Annotated in this window: 15 protein-coding genes, 2 pseudogenes and 1 other annotated feature; of the genes and pseudogenes, 16 read left to right on the top strand and 1 reads right to left on the bottom strand. The window is 40.3% G+C overall.

All coding sequences use genetic code 11. The features are described 5' to 3' along the window. The first annotated feature begins 22 nt into the window (after window positions 1-22). The 15 genes and pseudogenes from F907_RS06560 to F907_RS06625 all read left to right on the top strand — a co-directional run bounded on the left by F907_RS06560 (window position 23) and on the right by F907_RS06625 (window position 19,417). Window positions 23-11,596, top strand: a complete 11,574-nt coding sequence (locus F907_RS06560; protein ID WP_016652569.1) for a two-partner secretion domain-containing protein — start codon at window positions 23-25, stop codon at window positions 11,594-11,596. Further along, window positions 11,596-11,958: a hypothetical protein gene (locus tag F907_RS06565; protein WP_016652568.1), complete on the top strand. Its 363-nt coding sequence runs from the start codon at window positions 11,596-11,598 to the stop codon at window positions 11,956-11,958. The genes F907_RS06560 and F907_RS06565 overlap by 1 nt, the downstream gene beginning before the upstream one ends. 3 nt (window positions 11,959-11,961) lie before the next feature. After that, a pseudogene (locus tag F907_RS19480) lies at window positions 11,962-12,345 on the top strand (VENN motif pre-toxin domain-containing protein); the annotation flags it as partial. A 151-nt stretch (window positions 12,346-12,496) separates the two neighbouring features. Continuing rightward, on the top strand, window positions 12,497-13,129 hold the full coding sequence (locus F907_RS06570) for a hypothetical protein (RefSeq protein ID WP_016652566.1): 633 nt from the start codon (window positions 12,497-12,499) through the stop codon (window positions 13,127-13,129). Further along, window positions 13,113-13,727 (top strand): hypothetical protein, encoded by a 615-nt coding sequence (locus F907_RS06575; RefSeq protein WP_016652565.1) that lies wholly within the window; start codon window positions 13,113-13,115, stop codon window positions 13,725-13,727. The genes F907_RS06570 and F907_RS06575 overlap by 17 nt, the downstream gene beginning before the upstream one ends. A gap of 151 nt (window positions 13,728-13,878) precedes the next feature. Beyond that, window positions 13,879-14,214: a hypothetical protein gene (locus F907_RS06580; protein ID WP_005241196.1), complete on the top strand. Its 336-nt coding sequence runs from the start codon at window positions 13,879-13,881 to the stop codon at window positions 14,212-14,214. Window positions 14,215-14,345: 131 nt separating this feature from the next. Beyond that, window positions 14,346-14,663: a hypothetical protein gene (locus F907_RS06585; protein ID WP_016652564.1), complete on the top strand. Its 318-nt coding sequence runs from the start codon at window positions 14,346-14,348 to the stop codon at window positions 14,661-14,663. Between the two features lie 108 nt (window positions 14,664-14,771). Further along, window positions 14,772-15,991, top strand: a protein-coding gene (locus F907_RS06595; RefSeq protein ID WP_087486619.1) for an IS3-like element ISAba19 family transposase whose coding sequence is annotated in 2 segments (ribosomal slippage) — window positions 14,772-15,048 and window positions 15,048-15,991 — 1,221 coding nt in all. Because the reading frame shifts where the segments join, the coding sequence is not laid out codon by codon here. Next, window positions 15,047-15,163: a sequence feature (AL1L pseudoknot), on the top strand. (Overlaps the previous gene by 117 nt.) A 48-nt stretch (window positions 15,992-16,039) precedes the next feature. Next, window positions 16,040-16,300 carry a deaminase domain-containing protein gene (locus tag F907_RS19475; protein WP_081402446.1) on the top strand — a complete coding sequence of 87 codons (261 nt, stop codon included), beginning with the start codon at window positions 16,040-16,042 and terminating at the stop codon, window positions 16,298-16,300. Then, on the top strand, window positions 16,300-16,776 hold the full coding sequence (locus F907_RS06600) for a hypothetical protein (RefSeq protein WP_016652563.1): 477 nt from the start codon (window positions 16,300-16,302) through the stop codon (window positions 16,774-16,776). The genes F907_RS19475 and F907_RS06600 overlap by 1 nt, the downstream gene beginning before the upstream one ends. Before the next feature lie 21 nt (window positions 16,777-16,797). Continuing rightward, window positions 16,798-17,256 (top strand): annotated as a pseudogene (locus F907_RS06605) (VENN motif pre-toxin domain-containing protein); the annotation flags it as partial. Between the two features lie 113 nt (window positions 17,257-17,369). Beyond that, window positions 17,370-18,083 carry a cysteine peptidase family C39 domain-containing protein gene (locus tag F907_RS06610; protein ID WP_016652561.1) on the top strand — a complete coding sequence of 238 codons (714 nt, stop codon included), beginning with the start codon at window positions 17,370-17,372 and terminating at the stop codon, window positions 18,081-18,083. Beyond that, on the top strand, window positions 18,084-18,455 hold the full coding sequence (locus F907_RS06615; RefSeq protein ID WP_016652560.1) for a hypothetical protein: 372 nt from the start codon (window positions 18,084-18,086) through the stop codon (window positions 18,453-18,455). Window positions 18,456-18,584: 129 nt separating this feature from the next. Beyond that, the gene (locus tag F907_RS06620) at window positions 18,585-18,803 is read left to right on the top strand and encodes a hypothetical protein (RefSeq protein ID WP_016652559.1); all 219 of its coding nucleotides are present in this window, start codon (window positions 18,585-18,587) and stop codon (window positions 18,801-18,803) included. Between the two features lie 239 nt (window positions 18,804-19,042). Further along, entirely contained in the window at window positions 19,043-19,417 is a 375-nt protein-coding gene (locus tag F907_RS06625) for a hypothetical protein (RefSeq protein WP_016652558.1), read from the top strand. Window positions 19,418-19,738: 321 nt separating this feature from the next. Here F907_RS06625 and F907_RS19110 read toward each other — a convergent pair whose 3' ends face one another. Continuing rightward, entirely contained in the window at window positions 19,739-19,972 is a 234-nt protein-coding gene (locus tag F907_RS19110) for a hypothetical protein (RefSeq protein WP_005241208.1), read from the bottom strand. 474 nt (window positions 19,973-20,446) lie between these two features. Between F907_RS19110 and hppD the strand changes: the two genes are divergently transcribed. Next, on the top strand, window positions 20,447-21,502 hold the full coding sequence (hppD, locus tag F907_RS06635; protein WP_005189102.1) for a 4-hydroxyphenylpyruvate dioxygenase: 1,056 nt from the start codon (window positions 20,447-20,449) through the stop codon (window positions 21,500-21,502). The last annotated feature ends 61 nt before the right edge of the window (window positions 21,503-21,563 follow it).

Below are 21,563 nucleotides of genomic sequence, written 5' to 3'. Positions count from 1 at the left end.
ATAAAGATTGGGTATTTTAGGTATGAATAAGAATCGATATCGCGTTATTTTTAGCCAAGCACGTGGCATGTTTATAGCGGTTGCTGAAATTGTAAAAAGCCGAACCAAAACAGCGGGACAAAGTGGTTCCACGGTAACAGATGCCATTGAGACATCGGCTGTCCATACTTATAAGAAACTGAATCCTCTGAATTTCGCCGTGATCAGTATACTGGGCGCAGTAGTCTATACTATGCCATTAAGCAGTATTGCCAATACCCAGATTATTGCAGACCGTTCGGCACCCAATAATCAACAACCGCAAATTCTCAATTCTGCCAATGGTACGGTACAGGTTAATATCCAGACCCCGAGTGCAGGTGGTGTATCGCGGAATACCTATAAGCAATTTGACGTCGGCCAAGAAGGTGCGATCTTAAACAATGCACGGAATAATACCCAAACCCAGATTGGCGGTTGGGTACAGGGCAATAGTAACCTTGCACGGGGTGAAGCTAAAGTTATTCTCAATGAAGTGAATAGCAGCAACCCCAGTCAGCTCAGAGGCTACCTTGAAGTTGCAGGCAAGTCGGCACAGGTGGTGATTGCCAACCCTGCTGGTTTGGTGTGTGATGGTTGTGGCGTGATCAATGCCGATCGCTTTACCTTAACCACGGGCCAAGCGGTGATGAATCAGGGCTATCTTGAATCCTTCCGTGTTCGTGAGGGACAGGTGACCATTGAGGGTAAAGGCTTGAATGGCAGCTTGACGCCGTTTACCGACATCTATGCGCAGGCATTGAAGGTCAATGCAGGCTTATATGCCAAAGAGCTCAATGTGGTACTGGGGCAAAATGATATTCAGGTCAAAGACCAGACCATACCACAATACACCCCAAACCCAAATGGCAGTGGTGCATCTAGCAAGCCGTCCGGTTTTGCACTAGATGTTGGAAAACTGGGGGGGATGTACGCAGGCAAGATTTTCTTGGTGGGGACTGAACAAGGACTCGGAGTACGTAATGCGGGTTCGATCAGTAGTACGGAGTCAATTCTAAAGCTCAATGCCAATGGGGATTTGATCAACCAAGGCAATATTGTCGCCGCCAAAGATCAAATCGAGCTTAAGGCACAAAATATTAGCAATACTGGCAATATTAGTAGTACCAACAATAAAATTCAGTTGCAGGCAACAGACATCAGTAATGCAGGTCTGATTGCCAGTATGGATGAAGTCAAGCTCGATGCCAAAGGCAATATCAATAACAATCAAGGGGTCATCAATGCAGGCCGTATTGATTTAACTGCAAAAAACCTCAGCAATGAGAAAGGCCAAATTGAACAGGTCGGTGGGTCAAAGCTCAAACTCAGCGCCAACAGTCTAGACAACCAGCAAGGTCGGATTGGTCGGGCTGTCGCAGACAGTTCAAATGGCAATAGTGGTTCAGACAATAATACAGCACCGCCAACTGTTAAAAATCCGGGACAAAACAGCAGTGCACAGGATGCCAGCAAGGTTGAGGTGGTTGCACCGACCGATGTGCAGCCGAAAACCTTTGCCGATGGCGTGATTCAGGTTGAAAATCAGCTCAACAACCAAAGCGGTAAGATCAGCAATAACAATGATCTGACACTGATGGTTCGGGACAAGATCAACAATACCGGTGGGGAGTTACAACTGCCTGAATTGAAATTTGCGGGGCAGGAATTTGAAAACCAAGGCGGTAAGCTCTCTGCCAACCAGATTGATATTCAAGCCAGCAAGGTCAATAACCAGCAAGGCCAGTTAAACGCTGTTCAGGCCTTGGATATTCGCTCACAACAGTTAAATAACCAAGCGGGCAGTATTCAGAGTCAACAGGCACTGAAGATTGACAGCAAGAATATCAATAACCAAGAAGGGAAATTGCTTGCTGTAAGCAATGTCGAGTTGCAAACGGAGCAACTGAATAACCAGAAAGGTGTAATTGCATCGACCAAGCAAGATGTTGCAATCAAGGCGGATCGACTGGATAACAGCGCGGGGCAAATTTCAGGGCAGCAGTTAAGTATTGAATCGCAGCAGATCAATAACCAAAGCGGCATGCTTCAAAGCCAAAGCAAAGATTTAGTGCTAAAAGCCACGCAAATTGAGAATGGCATCAGTAAAGATACAGCGGGCAATATCATTGCTGCGAAAAATCTGAACATTCAAAGCCAGCAATTGAAAAATACAGGGCAAATATACGCGGGGGACTCGGCACAGTTGCATGTCAGTCAGTTACAGCAGCATGGGCAGCTGGCAACACAAAATCAGATTAAGGTTCAAGCCGAGCAGATTCAGAGCAATGCCGATAGTGTTTGGGCAGCAGGTCTGAGTGCTGATGGTAAGCTCAATAACGATGCGGCCACACTTGAGATCACGGCACAAGATGTACAAATTGCAGGCAAATTATTGGCTGGTGCACATGCCTCAGTCAAGGCTAGCAATACCGCCGATCTGAGTGATAGTGGAGCGCAAGCCAAGAAGATTCAGGTTGAGACAACAGCGTTAAAGACCAATCGTGCTAAATTCATTGCCGAGCAACAGTTAAATCTAAAAGCCAGCCAAAGTATTGAAAATGAGGAAGGACAATACAGCGCAACGGATATCCAACTCGATACCCAAAAACTCAATAACAATAAAGGCTTGATCCAGCATACGGGTACAGGTGATTTTGCCCTGAATATTGCAGACCGTATTGATAACAATGCAGGGAAAATTATCAGTAATGCTGCCCATACCGAAATCAAGACCAAGAATTTGAGCTCGATAGACGGTGCAATCCTGCATGCGGGAGATCAGCAGCTCAAGATTACTGCACAAGATTTACAAGGCCAGCAAGGCAAGATTCAAAGCAATGGCAATATGCAGCTTGAACTGGGTTCGGCCAATCTCGACCGTGCGACCACCTCAGTTAAAAGTATTGAACTGCGTGCCGATAGTTTGAGCCATCAAAAAGGCCAAATGCTGCAAACAGCCGAAGATGGCTCACTTCAATTAACAGTCAATAAAGAACTGAATAACCGTGAAGGTGAGATCAGTGCCGCTGGCAATAGCAGCATCAAGGCACAAAGCCTGAATAATCAGACTGGGAAAATACTGAGTAATGGCCAGTTGGATCTAAGTGTAACTGATCTGAATAATGAGTCAGGGACGATTTATGCCGATAAAAAGCTCAATATTGAGGTCAAGCAAGGGCTAAATAATCAGCAGGGTTTAATTGCTTCACAACAGGCATTAGCGTTAAAGGCACAAGATTTAAATAACCAAAAAGGGCAGATTCAATCTGGACAAGCGAGTGTGAACCTGAATGTGGCAGGTTCGCTCAACAATCAGGCTGGAACCATACAGTCAGCGCAGGCTTTACAACTGAATACAGCGCAGTTAGATAATCGGGCTGGGAAACTGATTGCAGGTTCGGACGCCGTGTTGAATGCTGCACAATTGAATAACCAATCTGGAACCATTTACGCCAAAAAACAGTTGGATCTTCATGTCGCAGGGACTACGGATAACAGTGCTGGGGTGATTGCAGCCGAGCAAGCGCTGAATCTGACCTCCAACCAACTCTTGAATCATGCAGGGCAAATCCGTTCAGAAAATGCCGATCTGAATTTAACGATCAACCAAGATGTTGAAAACGATACTGGCTTAATTGCAGCCGCTAAAAATCTAAACCTAACTGCACAGCATGTCAGTTCCAAACAAGGCAAAATACAAGCGGGTGGATCGAGCAAATTACAGCTCAAGAGCTTAGATAATACTGAGGGTGTTGTTTATGCAGCTGAACAGCTGGAGCTGACAGCCACCGAATCGTTAAACAATCAAAAAGGAACCATTGCCGCAGAGAAACAAGCTGATTTACAGGCAGGCACGATCAACAATGAAGCAGGACAAATCCGTTCCCAGCAAGACCAGTTAACGCTCAATGTCCAAAATGATCTAAATAATTTTTCGGGTGAGATTTCTGCAGCCAAGAATCTTGAGATCAAAGCCAAGAATATTCAGAATCAAAAAGGTAAGGTGGTAGCGGGTCAATCGCTTCAGGTTGATGCGCAGCAGATTGATAATACCGAAGGTGTGCTATACGCCAAAGCGCAGCAGAATCTTACGATAAGCGAGCAACTGAATAACCAATCAGGAACTGTTGTTGCGAATCAGCAGCTTCAAGTAAATGCAGGTGCATTGAATAATAATGCAGGAAAAATCCGTTCTGAACAAAATCAGCTGGATCTGCATATCCAGAATCGCTTAGACAACCAATCGGGTGAAATCTTTGCGGGCAGCCATGCCAAGATCAATGCCGCTGAATTCAACAACCAGCAAGGCGTGGTGTACAGCAAGCAAGATTTAGGGCTTGATGCGGTACAGCTTAAAAACCAGCAGGGACAGATCTTTGCTGAAGGCCAAGCTCAGCTCAATGTGAAAGGCAGCATTGATAATCATAAAGGTGTCTTGGCAGCCAAGCAGAATCTAGATATTCAAACTGGCGCATTGAATAATCAGGAAGGCACACTTCGTTCGGAAAATGCAGATCTGAATGTCCATGCACAAGGGCAGCTGATTAACCAGCAAGGTGATATTTATGCTGGGCAGAACTTAACTCTGAATTCGCTTGGACTAGATAACAGTACTGGACAAATTGCTGCAAAAAATCAGTTGAGTATTAATACCCAACAGCAACAGCTAACGAATCAACAAGGTAAGATTCTGGCAAAAACGGTTGATTTAACTACAGGGCTTGTGGATAACCAAGCTGGTCTGATTCAAGCCGAGCAGTCTGTTAAAATTAATACCAATCAGCAAGCCTTGCTGAACAATAACTCTGGTGAGCAAGGCGGGATTCTCAGTCAGGGTTCGATTGATCTGAATGTTTCGACACTTGAAAACCAGAAGGGCTATATTGCCTCAATGGATACCCAACAGATCACTGCTCAGAATATTGGCAATCAAGCGGGTCAAATCATTAGCCAGACTGATCTAAACATTCAGCAACAGCAGAATGGTGGAGCAATCCTGAATAATGCAGGAACAATCCAAGCACAAAAAAATCTCAATCTAAGTGTGGATCAGGTTGATAACAGTGGGGTTGGAAGCCAGATTACGGCGGGTGAAAAGCTGACAATTCATGCCAATGACGTGATCAACAGCCAAACCAAAGATGGCAAGGTTGCTGGTGGCTTAAACGCAAAAAATCTTGAGCTTCATGCACAACGCTTAGATAACCAATCTGGTATGATTCGTGCCAATGATCAGGCGCAACTGAATATTCAAGCCCAGTTGAAAAATCAGGCCGGAACTATAAGCAGTTTAAATCAGTTGCGTATTGGTACTGCGGAGAAAGGTCTAAATATCGATAATACCGGTGGTGAGCTACTGGCAAAAAATCAGTTAGATATTCAAGCCAATGAGTTGGTTAACCAAGGCAAAATCATCAGTGAAGGCAATGTTGAAATTGATTTAAAACAAGATTTTACCCATACTCAAGATGGAAAAATCGGTGCAAATGGCTTACTGAAGTTAAGTACGGAAAAGAATATTATCAATCGGTCTGAGTTGACGGCTGGCCAGAAAATCATTCTGAATGCACAAGACATTGATAACCAGAAAGATGCAACTATTTCAGCAAATGAACTGCATTTGCTTGCTCAAAATACAGTACATAACCAAGGTTTGATTAATGGTGGTGACCTGACCCATATTCAGGCAAATCGTGTCTGGAATGATGGTGCGCGGATTTATGGTACACATGTTGCGATTCAGGCCAATACGCTAGATAACCAGAGTAATCTTGCAGGTACAGGCGCAGTTATTGCTTCTCGTGGAGATATGGATCTTGGTATCGGAACGTTGAATAACCGTTCAGGTGGAGAGGTCAAGGACAATGGGCGAGACAATGCCTGGATTTTCAGTGCTGGTAATTTAAATATTGGTGGCAGCCTAGACAGTAACCTAAAAGCACAAGGTAGCGCAGATAAAATTTACAATGGCAGTGCGGTCATTGAATCTCTAGGTGATATGCATTTGGGTGCAAAGAACATCCAGAATGTGAATGAAAACTTGGTGATTGAGCTCGTTGAAAAAAGCCGAGAACGTGTCATTGAATATGGCAAAGATGGACAGATGTGGAATGAAAAAGATATTCGTCTAGGAAAAACCAAGCGTGGTTTGAGTAATGCAGTTTTATTCGTTCCTGTTGTTGAGGGTGGGCCTGCAACCCTTGAAATTGGAGAGGATTGGACTAAATACGATTACGTTAAAGCACATCATGAGGATGTGGTGAAATCTACCAGTCCAGGACAAATTATTGCTGGAGGTAATTTAAGCTTTGCACCAGATGCGAATTTCTTAAATAAAGATAGTCAGGTACTCGTTGGTCAGTCGATTAAAAATGGCGTGGGCTCAATCACGAATGAAAGTACCCAGTTACGTAATATTGAACGAGTTGAAAGTGGCACGAGTCGCTGGCATACAGTTAAATCGAAAAGTGGAATAAAGGCTAAACATAAGCATGCTTGGGGCCCAGACGTTCAGTATCGTCCAGCAGATATCATTCAAACTCAAGATATTAGTTTAAGTGAAGTGAAAGAACATACGCTGAATACATCGATGAATCCAGCTGAGAATATTAAACAGCAATCCATCCAGCAACACGTTGATCAGGCACAAACTGGACATCAAGCGCAACGAGACAATCAACATAGCCAAAACCAGCAGATTGATGTCAAGGCAGGTCAAGTCACTTCAGACCTTGACGTGACGATCAAGAAACCTGATGGACTGAATGCATTAAATGTTGACAGCAAAGCAGAGCTTGAGGGTGGACAGCAACAAAATGTTGATGAGGTTAAAAGTACTCAATTAGATGGAGTGAAAAAAGATGCATCCGCGATTCATCAATCGGATGACGTAACGGTAAGAACCATTACACAAGATCATATTCGTTTACCTAGCAATGCCTTGTTGATTACAACGAAAGATAGCCAAGCTCAACATTTGGTTGAAACAGACCCAGCCTTTACCAATTATAAGCAATGGCTTTCGTCAGACCATATGATTAAAGCGCTCGGTTTAGACCCTGCATTACAGCAAAAACGTCTGGGTGACGGTTATTATGAACAGCGTTTGGTGCAAGATCAGGTTGCAAAATTAACGGGCCGACGTTTCCTTGATGGCTATGGTTCAGATGAAGATCAATATAAGGCCTTGATGAATAATGGTACATCATTTGCGAAGCAGTACAAATTAAAACCAGGGATTGCTTTAACTCCTGAACAGATTGCTCAGCTCACCAGTGATATTGTCTGGCTTGAAGAAAAGACCATTATTTTAGCAGATGGAAGCAGCACCAAAGCCCTTGTTCCACAGGTGTATGTGAAAGCACGTGTCGGTGATCTGAGAGGCGATGGTACGCTGATTTCAGCGGATTCGATTCAGTTGGATGTTAAAGACAATGTGATTAACTCAGGGACTATAGCTGGGCGTCAAGCAGTTGTTTTAAATGCTGAAAATATTGATGTACTAAATGGTCGCATCCAAGCCAACCAAGTTGGATTAACCACTAAAAAAGATCTCAATATTATTGGTGGGCAAATCCATGCTCAGGACAAGGTTGACTTAAATGTGGGGAATAATCTCAACTTAAGCAGTTCAACCCAAAGCAGTGAAAACAAGATTGGGGAAAGCGTATTTACCCGTACCGGTATTGATCGTGTGGCGGGGATCTACACCAAAGCACCTTCAGAGATTAAAACAATTGATTCAGAAAACCTCAAAACTTCGATCTCGGTTCGTGTCGGTGGTGATGCAACGATTAAAGGCGCTGAGATTATTAATGAAAATGGTTCAAGCTTAATTAAAACGCAGGGCAATTTGAATATCGGTACGATTCAGACTGAGCTCAATAACCACGGTTATGCCGATGCAGATAATTATAACTTTGATAAAAAACAGCGAGATATCGGCTCTGTAATTAAGAGTCAAGGCGATACCCGTTTACAGGCTGAGAACATTCAGGTGAAAGGTTCACAGATTTCAAGTGAACAAGGATCAAGTATTTTATCCGCACAGCAACAACTGGATATTGTTGAGGGCCGTAATCGATCCGATGTCGAACAGGGCTATAAAATAGAAAGCAAGGGCGTATTAAGCCGTTCAACTGAACAAGGGCAGCTTCGTATTCAGAGTGATGAAGCAATCGCGAGTACCATTGACGGCAAAAAAGTTGTTCTGGACGCGAAAAATATCAAGATTCAAGGCAGTGAGGTGGTGTCGGATGAACTGACTCAGATTCAGGCCAAAGAAAATATTGAGATTAAGGGAGCTGAAAATAGTTATCTCAACATCAATAATACCCAAACCAAGAAATCTGGTTTGATGTCGAGTGGCGGTCTGGGAGTGAGTATCGGCTCTAAAAAAGAAAAAACAGAGCAGGAGCAAACCCAACATACCAACAGTGGTTCAATGGTCGGTAGTCTAAACGGCAACACCAATATTGTGGCCGGTAAAAACTATCAGCAAACAGGCAGTACCGTTTCTTCCCAACAGGGTGATGTCAATATCTTGGCGCAGCAAGTCACGATTGAAGCGGCTAAGGAAAAAAGTACCAGTCAGTATAAACATGAGATGGAACAAAAAGGCTTAACCCTTGCTGTGAATGTACCTGTGGTCTCCAACGTTCAAACAGCACTGGAGAGTGGTAAGCAGGTCGGGCAAAGCAAAAATGATCGGGTCAATGCGATGGCCGCAGCCAATGCTGGATTTGACAGCTATAAGGCTGGCCAGTCACTGAAACAATTGGCTGATGTTGCGAGTGATCTCAACAATGCAGGTAAGGTAGAAGTGGGTGTGAGCCTGACCTACGGTCAGCAAAAGAATACCGAGTTTAACCGTTCGGAAAGCACTACCGCGAGTCAGAGTACGGTTTCAGCGGGCGGCAAAACCAATATTGTGGCTACAGGCGCAGGCAAAGATTCCAATATCAATATTATTGGTTCTGATGTGATGGGCTTGAAGGGTACACATTTGGCGGCCGATCAAGATGTGAATATCAAAGCGGCTGAACAAAACAGCAAGGAAGAATCTGGCAACAAGAGTGCGGGCTGGAATGCGGGTGTGACTGTTAGTAACCAAACAGGCTTTGGTGTCACTGCTGGAGGAAATCTGGGTAAGGGTAAAGGCAATGGCGAATCAACTAGCTATGTCAATAGCCATGTCGGTTCTAAAGATAGTCAGACCACGATTAGCAGTGGTAATGCAACCAATATTATCGGTGGTCAGGTACAGGGCAAAGCGGTACAGATCGATGCCAAAGAACTGAATATTGAGAGTTTGCAAGACAAGGCAACGTATAAGAGTAAGCAGCAAAATATTTCAGGACAAGTCAGTGTTGGCACGAATGGCGGTAATGCATCTGGTAGCTTTAGTAAATCCAATATCAATGCCAATCATGCTTCGGTTAGCGAGCAATCTGGGATTTTTGCAGGTGATGAAGGTTATCAGATCAAGGTCAAAGACAATACAGATCTGAAAGGTGCAATTATTACTTCGACCCAACTTGCAGAGACGCAGAATAAAAACAGCCTCAGCACGGGAACATTGACGCATTCTGAGCTGCGAAATGTCAGTGAGTATGATGCCAAAGGTATTTCGGTGGGTGCTGGCTTCAATGCTGGAGCAACCAACAGCAAAGGCGACAAGCAACCGGATACGGTGCTGTCGAAGCCGAATAAGATTGACGGGCATGCTTCAAGCCAAGTGGGTGTAAGCAAGTCGATTGGTTTTGGTTTGGACAGTGATAAAGACAGTAGTGTGACCAAGAGTGGAGTGAATACGAAAAATATCACCATCACTAATGAGTCAGGTCAGCAGCAACTGACAGGAAAAACTGCGGAGCAGATTAAATCTGAGATTTTAACCGATGTTACGACGGATACAGCGCGTGAGAACAGTGGTGCTCTGAACAATGTGTTTGATAAGGACAAGGTTCAGAAAGAAATCAATCTACAGATGGATGTGACCAAGAAGTTTGGAGAAAATGCGCCAAAAGCTGTAGCAGATTACGCAAGTAGTCAGGCAATGAAGCTGAGAGCTCAAGGAAATGAGGCAGAAGCGAAAAAATGGGATGAAGGTGGTGCGTATCGTATTGCAATGCATACCGCATTAGGTGCATTAGGTACAGGTAGCTTAGAAGGTGCATTGACAACAGGTGGCGTGGCAACCGCAGCACCATTGATTAACCAGTTTGAAGATAATGTGACTAATGCCTTAATCGAAAAAGGCATGAGTTCGGATACTGCTAAGTTGGTTGCAAATGGCGTGAGTACGCTGACACTGACAGGTGTAGGTGCATCAACAGGATTGTCTACTGGTAGTATTGGTACAGCGATTAATGTTGACTCAAATAACCGACAATTGCATGTTGATGAAGCGAAGATACTGAAACAACTTAAAGAGGGGAAAACTAAAGCAGAACAAGACCGTTTAAACGCAGCGGCATGTGCTTTAGTACAATGTTCGTCAGGTGTACCGACTAGTGACCCAAATTATGTGAAATTAAAAGCATTTGAGGAGCAAGGGAAAAGTTATACCAAAGAAATGACAGCCTTAAAATCAACAGGGTTATTCGAATACGGTTCATGGGACAAGGCTAATGATTTTAGAACACGCCATGATGAAGGTGTAAGCCGTGTTGGAGGTGCAGGTAAAATCGTGACAGGAGGAGTGACGGCTGTCGGTGGAGCTGCTGCTGGAGCAGGTTTATGTACTTCAGGCGTTGGTTGTGCTATTGGTGCACCACTTGCAGGAACGAGTGTTGTTGGCGGTGTTGGTACGGCAATAGATGGGAAAAACCAACTTTTTGGGGATTATAATTCTCAAGAAGGTCAGAAAGTGATTGACTCGTATAATCCAAATCGAAAGCAAGAGCTCAGTCAATTAAGCCAAGATGCCCTAGGCGGAGCTGCTGCAATTGCAGAAGCAGTTTTACTGGGTAAAGTTGGTGGGAAGTTATCACAAGGCGTTAAGAGTGAGGTCAAAACAACTGAGAAAGTAGCAGAAGTTGATGCGACGAAGAAAAAAGAACCCGTTACTAATGAGCCAGAGGCGAATTTCGCTGGTCAGGTTCCTATTCGACCTAGAGATGGGCATACTCCAGCTGGTACAAGCCAAGTTGATACACCTTTAGGAAAACATTTAATTAATGGTGAAGTTGCAGGCCGTAAAAACCAGAAAGTAATTTCAGGTGGACATAATTCTGATAATTTCTATGATGTCCTTAATAGTAATGGGGGGAAAGTAATTGGTAACCCAACTCAAGTGTCAAAAGGCATTACTGATATTAAATATCAATTACCAAATGGAAGGATTGAGACAAAAACAGTTTATGATCCGAAAGTGTATAGTGATAAACAGATGGCAATAATGGCAAATGAAGCAGCATCAAAAGCGATTTTAAATTATGGGGTAAATGGAAATAAAATACAGCATGTAATAGTGAATGGGATTACTTTTAGAGTGCCGATTAGTTCATATAAAGGGACTAATTATGTTCCATCAGCTTTCCCTATAAATCCTACTTCTGGAGCAATCAAATAATGATAGGTTATATTAATGAAGAGGGCTCTTCAGTAGAGTTAATGCCTTTGCTTTGGTGCTTGGGTTTTGGAATAACAGGAGGGCAAGACCTAGAATATTATTTGAGAGGCATTATAGGCAAAGATCCAATGGAACCTGTTGGAGGTGATCCTGGTTGGAGTTTAGCTCCTGAGTTACAAGAAGATGGAACAACGATTTATTGTGCTTGGGTACATGAAATGATGGGTTTAGAGCCGAATGAAGGAGATTATGATGAGGAGACGGTTAAGTATCATATTCGACAAGGTCTAGAGAACGTCTTGAAAGAACAGCCTTCTAGAAAAGACGAGATTGAAAAAATATTTGTAAAATATGATTTGTGAGCAATTATAGCATCGACACTCAGTCCAAAAATCAGTTACGAGATTGGCCAGTACTTTCAAGATAAAGATGCTGAAGGTAGTGCAGCGCATATCTTGGCTCATACGATTTTAGGTGCAGCAGTTGCCGCGACAGGTGGTAATATGCCTTGAGTGCGGGTATTGCAGCAGGTGGTGCTGAGGCCGCAGCGCCGTTACTTGCGGAGTATTTGTATGGTAAGAAAGCTAAAGATCTAACCGCAAGTGAGAAATCTACAATTAGTTCAATTGTTGGTTTAGCAGGTAGTGCAGTCGGTGCAACCACAGGTGATGTATCAAGTACGGTTCAAGGCGGACAATCTGCTCAGAATGCGGTGGAGAATAATTATCAAACTAAAGCGACACTGAAGGTCGTTAATAAACAACTTCAAAAATGCAGTCCAAGTGATAGAGGCTGTATTGAGCGAGGAATATCGGCGTTAAGAAAAGCGGATAAGATCCTTGATGAGCATTAATTCCAGAAAAGACTTTAGGTAATAAGGTTGGCACTGTAATTAATGACATGACAGTTCGCCAACTTGCAGCAGTTTTAGGGGCTGAATACGATCCGTTAACAGGTGAGCAAATAACGCCAAATGAGAGGCAAATGGCAAAAGCCTCGATGTTAGGTTTAGGATTTACTAAAACGGTATCAGGTGTAACACGTGTCAGTGATGATGTTTTAGTAGCGATTGAAAAGAAATATGGCAAAGAGATTGCAAAAAAAATTGAAACAGAAACATATTTTAGAGTTGAGGGAGGCGGAACTGGAACAAAAAGTAGTCTTAATAGAATAAGTGTTAACTCGGATCAAACAATTTCTATTAATTCAGGATGCTCAGGACAATTATGTGTTAGTACAAATGGGCCTTCGCATGCTTTATACTATCTTTCAGAAAAACGCCCAGATGGCAAAGTTGTTGTTTTTGAAATTGATAAAGCGCTACATCAAAAGATTCTTTCAGAAGCTATTCCTCAAAAACCAATCCCTGGAATTGCTCGCGATCCTAATGCCCCAAAGATTGTTGATGAGTCCAAAGGACAACCAAGTATTAACCTTGAGCTACCTAAAGTATGGGATAGATTATTGGAAGAAAAGTCTTCAAAGGCAAGAGTTTTAACGAAAAAAGAGTTTGAAATTGAGTATAGAAAATAATAGTGAATATGAAAATTTAATGAATGCTATTTTTGAAGGGTATGCAGAAATATCTGTCATTGTTTCAAAAGGCAATCATTATTTTATTGTTGATGATAAAGAAAACTTTGTAATAGATATTAAGCCTTTCTATGATTTGTATCTGGAAAAAGGAATACTTAATAATGAAAGCTACTTATACGCTTTAAAAAATTTTAGAGGTGGTGCTGCTGTTCTGACAAATGAGACCTTAAACTTATATTTATCAAGTTTACCAGTGAATAATATTAAATCATTGGAATGGATGCAAAGATTTTTTAAATATAATATTAGTCAGGACTGTTTTGAACAGTTGTATACATATGTGGAAAGTTATTTAATGTCTGGAATTGATGATATAAATAATGACAAGTGGTTTGTATTAGAAAGTAGGTTACCAAAATTTTATATAAACTTAGATAGAAATTTGTTTTTTCATACAGATTGGCAACGTGATTTTGAAAAGCAGCTACCAAATAATTGGAAAGGTAAATCATCGAGTCAATTTTGGTCACTAATTCCTGATGAATATCAATATTGGATTGTTAATGGAATGAACTTTTGGAAGTTGTATGGTTAAGCGATTTTATCGTTTGCAAAGTAACTTGCAGTTAAAAAGTATACTTAGATGCTTGTTTTAATATATTGGTTGAGCTTTATTAAAATAAGGACTGATATGTGCGGGGCAGCTCATTTTATTTTTTATAAATTAACTTATTAGGAATAAGCTCATGAAAACCATTTGTGCCCCTATATCCGAACAAGCTAAATTAAGATTAGATTTTGATGAAAATATTGAAGGGGATCTGATAGAGTTAAATATTTCCCAAAGTGATTATGAGGCTTTAGAAAAAATTGATTATTTTAATTGTCTAAATAAGCATCTAGGGTTATTAATCGATAACTATGAAGATGAAAGTATTTCCTATGAGGACTTGCCTAAGGCTTTAGATTTGACAATAGAGTATTCCTATAAATATAGCGGTTTGGAGGAGCTGTGGTGTAGTATAAAAAAAATTATTTTAACAGCCATAGAAAATAAAACAGCTGTTTTCTTCTTTTTTTAGATGCTGTTTTTAATGCTTGAGAAATATATAAAAATTGGCAGATAAAATAGTGTGACAGAAAAGGTTTATGACATGAAAATTGTTAGTAAACCTTTGTCTGAACAAAAAAGTAAATTGAAGTGAGCTATTTTATGCGTGTAATTGATAAAGAGTATGGTGAAGAAGTAAATGTTTATGGCCTATACCATTATAATAAGGATATTTATTTTTATGGTATAACAGTTGGTGAAGATAGTATAGCTGCATTTCGTCAGAAGGATGTTGAAATTATTGAACCTAAATTTAATTTTGACATGGTTTATACTGGTAGTGATGGAAATAGTAGTTTTATGTTGCTGCATTGGGCTTTGGCTGAAAATAACTTATTGGATAATATTTTAGATCGTGATGAAGATGCGATTAATTTGTTTTCTAAACTAAAACTTATTAAAAGCAAAATATTAATTTAGTTGAAAGGTGGATTTTATCTTAAGTCGAGTTTCATCTTTCTCGACTTAAGATAAATACTGAACCGTACCGGGTTTGTCGGAGAGTCAATATTCTGAGAGACTATCCCGATGACAAAACCAAACTATACCCCCGAAATTAGAGAAAGAGCGGTTCAATTACTAATTGAATCTGAAAAAGATTATCCTTCTACTTGGGCAGCAATCACAGCTATTGCTCCTAAAATCGGTTGTACTCCTGAAACATTGCGTGTTTGGTATTTAAAGCATCTGGATCAACTAAATCCTGCCAAAGTACAACAGATATCTGACCAAGAAAAAATGAAGCAAATGGAACGTGAAATTAAAGAATTAAAACGTGCCAATGAAATTCTACGTAAAGCAGCCGCTTTTTTCGCCCAGGCGGAGCTCGACCGCCCACACAAATAATGGTGGATTTTATCCATAACAATAAAGATCGATATGGTGTTGAAGCGATTTGTAGAATTTTACCGATTGCACCTTCAACCTATTACCGAACTTTAGATCTCACTGACAATCCAGAACATCGAGCGAAACGAGATCTACATGATGAGTATCATGCTGAACAAATTAAACGAATTTGGAAAGAAAGTTCAGGTCGATATGGTGTACGTAAAGTTTGGCAAAAATTGAAACGTGAGGGTTATGTTATTGCACGTTGTACAGTTGCTCGATTGATGCAAAAGCTAGGTATACAAGGTGTTTGGCGTGGTAAGAATAAACAAACCACCCGTAACCGAGATGACCAAAAACGGGCAGATGATTTAGTGAAACGTAATTTTAATGCTGATCATCCAAACCAACTATGGGTGGGTGACTTTACGTATATTCAAACTCATTCAGGCTGGGTATATACCGCATTTGTTATTGATGTGTTCTCACGAGCAATTGTTGGATGGAAAGTATCTACACGGATGAATACAGATATGGTGCTTGATGCATTAGAGCAAGCATTGCATGATCGAGGCATGCCAAAGAATGTGATTCATCATTCCGACAGAGGTGTGCAATATCTTTCCATTCGCTATACCAATCGTTTAGAAGCAGCAAATTTACGAGCATCAGTCGGTACAACGGGTGATTCATACGATAATGCTCTGGCTGAAACGGTGAATGGCTTATACAAAACAGAGGTGATTGAATATTTAAAAGCAGATTGGCAAGGTTTAGCAGATGTACAACTTGCGACACTAAACTGGGTAGATTGGTTCAATAAAAAGCGTGTACACAGTGCACTGGGTTATGTATCGCCTTTTGAGTTTGAAGCAATGTACTATGATAAGATTAACCCGTTAGGTCAGGTGGCTTAACTTAAATAAAAAAGTCTCCGACAAACCCGGTACGGTTCATACTTAAAAATTGCCCAAACTTATAAAGACAAACCAAATATTAAAGATTCCATTGACTTATTTACAGAACGAGCACCTTGTAAGAGTTGTGCTAATGTTATTCAGGAACAACTTGGTCAGAAGTATCCAAATGTAAAAGTACGTGTTTATCATGACAATGGTAGTTATTCAATCTATCAAGGTGGAAAGCTAGTTTCTACTCCAATGGGTAAACCAATTAACCCGCATCAATTCCCTACAGCCCCAACTTTTAACAAGGGAATTAAATAATGAGTATTCAATTTGAAAAACTATTGTCTGATGAGATCTATTTGTTTAACAGAGAAGACAGATATTGGGAGTTCACTAGTTTTGATGAACCAATTTATTTACAAATGTATGATGATTGGCTTGTATATGTTTGTATTCCGAAAGATTGGCGAAAGTCAGCAGAAACACTGGAATATGCTAGGAAAGAATTTTTACACTATTTCATAAGTAGTGTATTTACCACTAGAAACGCTGTGCTTCCCCTAGCTTGGCTTTCCTACACAAAATATGTCTTAGGGATGGACTATGTTCCCTCAGACTTCCAGTCATTAGCTTTAAAAATACTTGAGTGGTTCGATTTAGAACGTTACCAAGCTGCTTATCATTTACCGCAGGAAGAATATGATGCAATAAAGCATGATCTTCCATTGGTCATTAATCAGTTAAAAAATTATCCTGTAGATAAGTTTGCTCCACCAATAGGAGATAAGTGCTAATAAGATTTTACTATTTTTTTAGCAGGTTTGTCTGCACCTACTGCGAGTGGTGCAGGTATTGCAGCCTCGACATTGAGTCCAGCGGCAAGCTATGAAATTGGACAATACTTTAAGGGTAAAGATGCTGAAGGTAGTGCAGCGCATATCTTGGCACATACGATTTTAGGTGCAGCAGTTGCCGCAACAGGTGGTAATAATGCCTTGAGTGCTGGTATTGCAGCAGGTGGTGCTGAGGCCGCAGCGCCGTTACTTGCCGAGTATTTGTATGGTAAGAAAGCTAAAGATTTAACCGCAAGTGAGAAATCTACAATTAGTTCAATTGTCGGTTTAGCAGGTAGTGCTGTCGGTGCAACCACAGGTGATGTATCAAGTACAGTTCAAGGTGGTCAGTCTGCACAGAATGCCGTGGAGAATAATTATCAAACTAAAGCGACACTGAAGGTCGTTAATAAACAACTTCAAAAATGCAGTCCAAGTGATAGAGGCTGTATTGAGCGAGGAATATCGGCGTTAAGAAAAGCGGATAAGATCCTTGATGAGCATTAATTCCAGAAAAGACTTTAGGTAATAAGGTTGGCACTGTAATTAATGACATGACAGTTCGCCAACTTGCAGCAGTTTTAGGGGCTGAATACGATCCGTTAACGGGTGAGCAAATAACGCCAAATGAAAGGCAAATGGCAAAAGCCTCAATGTTAGGTTTAGGATTTACTAAGACAGTTTCAGGTGTAACTCGTGTTAGTGATGATGTATTAAAAGCAATTGAAAAACAGTACGGTAAAGAGATTACCGAACAAATGCTAGGTGGGAATGTATTTTCACCATCATCAAAGAATCCACTTGCTAAGGATGCAATACCAAGAAATACAGATAGACTAGTTTTAAATCAAGGCCAGTCTCCGACATGTGGGCATAATTCATGTGCTATGGTATTAGATACTTTGGGTAAGCCAGTAAATGTTGATCAACTGATGCAAAAATATGGATATAAGATTGATGGATTATATCCACAGGAAGTTGCAAAAATAATGAAAGACAACAATATAGATGTCTACAACTTTTCTGCACGTACATTAAATGATCTTAGCCGTTATACTAGTAATGGTAAACCTGTGATAGTTCGTATTGCTGACCCTAAGAACCCAAAAGAGTTTTCACATTTTGTTGTAGTAGATGGTATTACAGAGAAAAATGGTCAGAAGGTAGTTGCCATACGTGATCCACATGGTAAAAGCTATTTTAGCCCAGTCGATACTTTTAAAAAAGCATTTACTGGCGAAGCAATTGTTCCAAGGAATTATAAATAAATGTTAAATTTAAATTTAGATTTACCTAATAATATCTATTCAGAAATGATGTTAGATTGTGAAAATATTCCTTGTTTAGTTAGAATAAGTGATACTTTTATGATTGATTTTTTTGAAACTGTACCTAATGTGTCTGGACAGGTTCTAGAGTGGTCATGGCATGATCTAAATCATAGAGTGCCTGCTGGAACAGGAGGGGAATATTTGTATTATAAGAGAAGTTTAATCACACTAAATCAGATTGCTGAAAAGAAGTTCGCTATTGTTGCATTGAGCATGTTCGTGAATGGTGTTGGATGGTGTTCTGTCATAGAAAATGGTGAATATGCGAATCCAAATTCTAGTTTATGGGATGTTGATCCAGATGAATAAACATGTAAGAAGAAAGAAAATCAATTCATTATAGACAAATAATAGCAAAGTTTGAGCTTAAGTGAGCAAGAGTAAACTTATTTAAATTGTACTAGCTCAAACCTGATCTAACAGTTACTGATATTTGATATGGCAGTGACAGGTGCATTGGGTGGACAAACCGATATGCAGGTTGTAGCAAATACACTTGCGCCTTATGTTGCACATGGAATCGGGCAGCAGTATCTGCTGGAAGAGCTTCATAGATTAGTACAGGAACATACAGGAGGAGTATGGACTAAGCTTATTCTTACACTGGATGAAAATGGCAGGGCTCATACGAAGTTTATTTATGATGAAAAATCATAAAATTTTGTAGTTTGTTTTTCTTAATTTAAAAGCATGTCATATTGGCATGCTTTTTTATATGGTTTGTGTATTACTACTTTAGTTGGTAAGTTAGCTAGAGCTTGTAATTCAGTTATAAAAATTAGGGAGATAAATTTTTGTAAGTTAGAGATCCACATGGTAAAAGTTATTTTAGTCCACTTGAGACGCTTTAAAAAAGCGTTTACTGGTGAGGCTATAATCCCAAGGAGTTTTAAGTAATGTTACAAGTTCATGCTAAATTCGAAGACGATCTTCATACAGAAAATATGCTTAAAACATCACAAATACCGTGTTTATGTAAGATTGCTGAAAAATTTGAAATCGACTTTTTAGTCGCTTATCCTCAGGTTACAGGTCTTGTAACAGGTTGGGATTATAAAGAAATTGATTTAAGAGTATCTGCAGGTGCTGGTGGAGAGTATCTTCATTATAAATATGGATTAATTACTTTATCTAAGCTTGAGAATGATTTATATATTATTGAAAACCTGTCTATGTTCGAATCAGGAAGTGGATGGCTTCCTGTAGTTGATAATAGAGAATATAGTCATGTACCTGAAGTTGAAGAACCAGATTGGTTAAAAGATCTATAAGTAAGTTGTTGGAATTGTTATAGAAAAAGAAGTAAGTTCAACCAAAATATACGGTAATGCTATATAAATACCACAGTAATGATTCTAGCCGTACTTCAAGTGCGGCTTTTTTTATGTATAGATTTTGCCTCTGGTCTGAAAAGATAGAGTAAAAATTTTTAGGAAAGATGCTAGCCAATGGCAAAAAGCGGGTGTGTTATTAGATATGGTGTCGGCAGGCTTGTCCGCACCTACTGCGAGTGGTGCTGAGGCCGCAGCGCCATTACTTGCTGAGAATTTTGTATGGAAAAGAAGCTAAAGATTTAACGGCAAGTCAGAACACTATTCTAGCTCAAGCTGATAATCATCTTTGGTGACTTTAATTTTAATCTTCTTATACTTTCTTTTATTTGGGTTTAATGCCGATTCTGTAACCTCTGTGGCAAAACTCGAATTTCCCATCAAGTCATAATAGGCTTTATAACCAATCAAGATCTTTTGTGGCCTGCCACTGTGCTCGTGACTATAGTTTTCAATCAGTTGAGTCAACTGTTCGAAGATCAGCGTATGGGTCATTGCTCAATCATCTCTTTCATTTAAAGACATTAGTTACTTAAACTAATCGAACTTTGTTAAAGATTTAAGACAGTTCTTTTGGCCTGAGCCCTGTTATTTCCGAAGTACTCAAGACCATGGTCTGATTTAGCAATACACCGATTTCTTCTTTAATAGTGGCCTTTATGTTCAAGTAAAAAAACAATGAAATTACACATAACATAATTTAATTATGTATTGCATAAATTAAAACTTTCTTGTAGCATGAATTTATAGCTGAGAGCCAAGATCAAGAACGATGATTTCTTCATTTGGCTGACTCATGGATGGAAAGGGCTTAAACATGGATGCTTTTACATACTTATAAAAACACCTGTCGCCTTTTCTGATAACGCATGTATAGGTTGATGCTTTTAGACAGCTTTTTAAGCAATTGAAGAATAAAACCTATGCAGAGCATGAAACGGATGAATTTATCTAAATAAGGGAAACTAGATGGACATTTTAGATAACCCATTAGAACTATGTGGTTTTGCTTTTATTGAATTTGTTTCGACGGAAAACGGATTAGATCAAATCTTTGAGACCATCGGTTTTTCCAAAGTCGCAAAGCATAAATCTAAAAAAGTTTATTTATGGCGTCAGGGTAATATCAACATTATCTTGAACTACCAGCCTGAATCTTATGCTTCATTCTTCTTTAAAGAACATGGCCCTTCAGCATGTGCAATGGGTTTCAGAACTCGCGATGCAGCCAAAGCATTTAGCAAAGCAGTGGAACTTGGTGCAGAACCAATGTATTCACAAGCTGGGCCAATGGAATTGAATATTCCTGCGATCAAAGGAATTGGTGGAATGCCAATTTTCTTGGTTGACCGTGATATCTATGAAAATGACTTCGTTTTCTTTGATGATGCGGACAGAAATCCAAAAGGTGCAGGCCTGAACGAAATCGACCATTTAACCCATAACGTCTATAAAGGACGTATGGAATATTGGGCGAACTTCTACGAAAAAATCTTTAATTTCCAAGAAATTCGTTACTTTGACATCAAAGGCGAATATACCGGTTTAACCTCTAAAGCCTTGACTGCACCAGACGGCATGATTCGTATTCCATTGAATGAAGATTCAGACAAGGGCAATGGTCAAATTGCAGAGTTCTTGGCAGATTTCAATGGTGAAGGTATACAGCATATCGCGTTTATTACCGATGACTTGCTTTCAACATGGGACAAGTTAAAAGGGATCGGCATGCAGTTTATGACAGCGCCGCCTGAAACCTATTATGAAATGTTGAAAGAGCGTTTACCGAATCATGGTGAGCCAACTGAAGAACTGCAAAAACGCGGTATCTTACTGGATGGTAATACCAAAGATGGCCAGAAAAAACTGCTGTTACAGATTTTCTCGCAAAACATGCTTGGGCCTGTGTTCTTTGAATTTATTCAACGTAAAGATGATGATGGTTTTGGCGAAGGGAACTTCAAGGCACTGTTTGAATCCATCGAACGTGACCAGATCCGCCGTGGTGTGTTAGAAGCAAAGTAATTACATTCAAATGAAATAAAAAAGCCAAGAATTCAATTCTTGGCTTTTTATATGGATGAAA

Source organism: Acinetobacter colistiniresistens (assembly GCF_000413935.1).
Classification (GTDB): Bacteria; Pseudomonadota; Gammaproteobacteria; order Pseudomonadales; family Moraxellaceae; genus Acinetobacter; species Acinetobacter colistiniresistens.
This window is presented reverse-complemented; position numbering and strand designations above follow the sequence as displayed.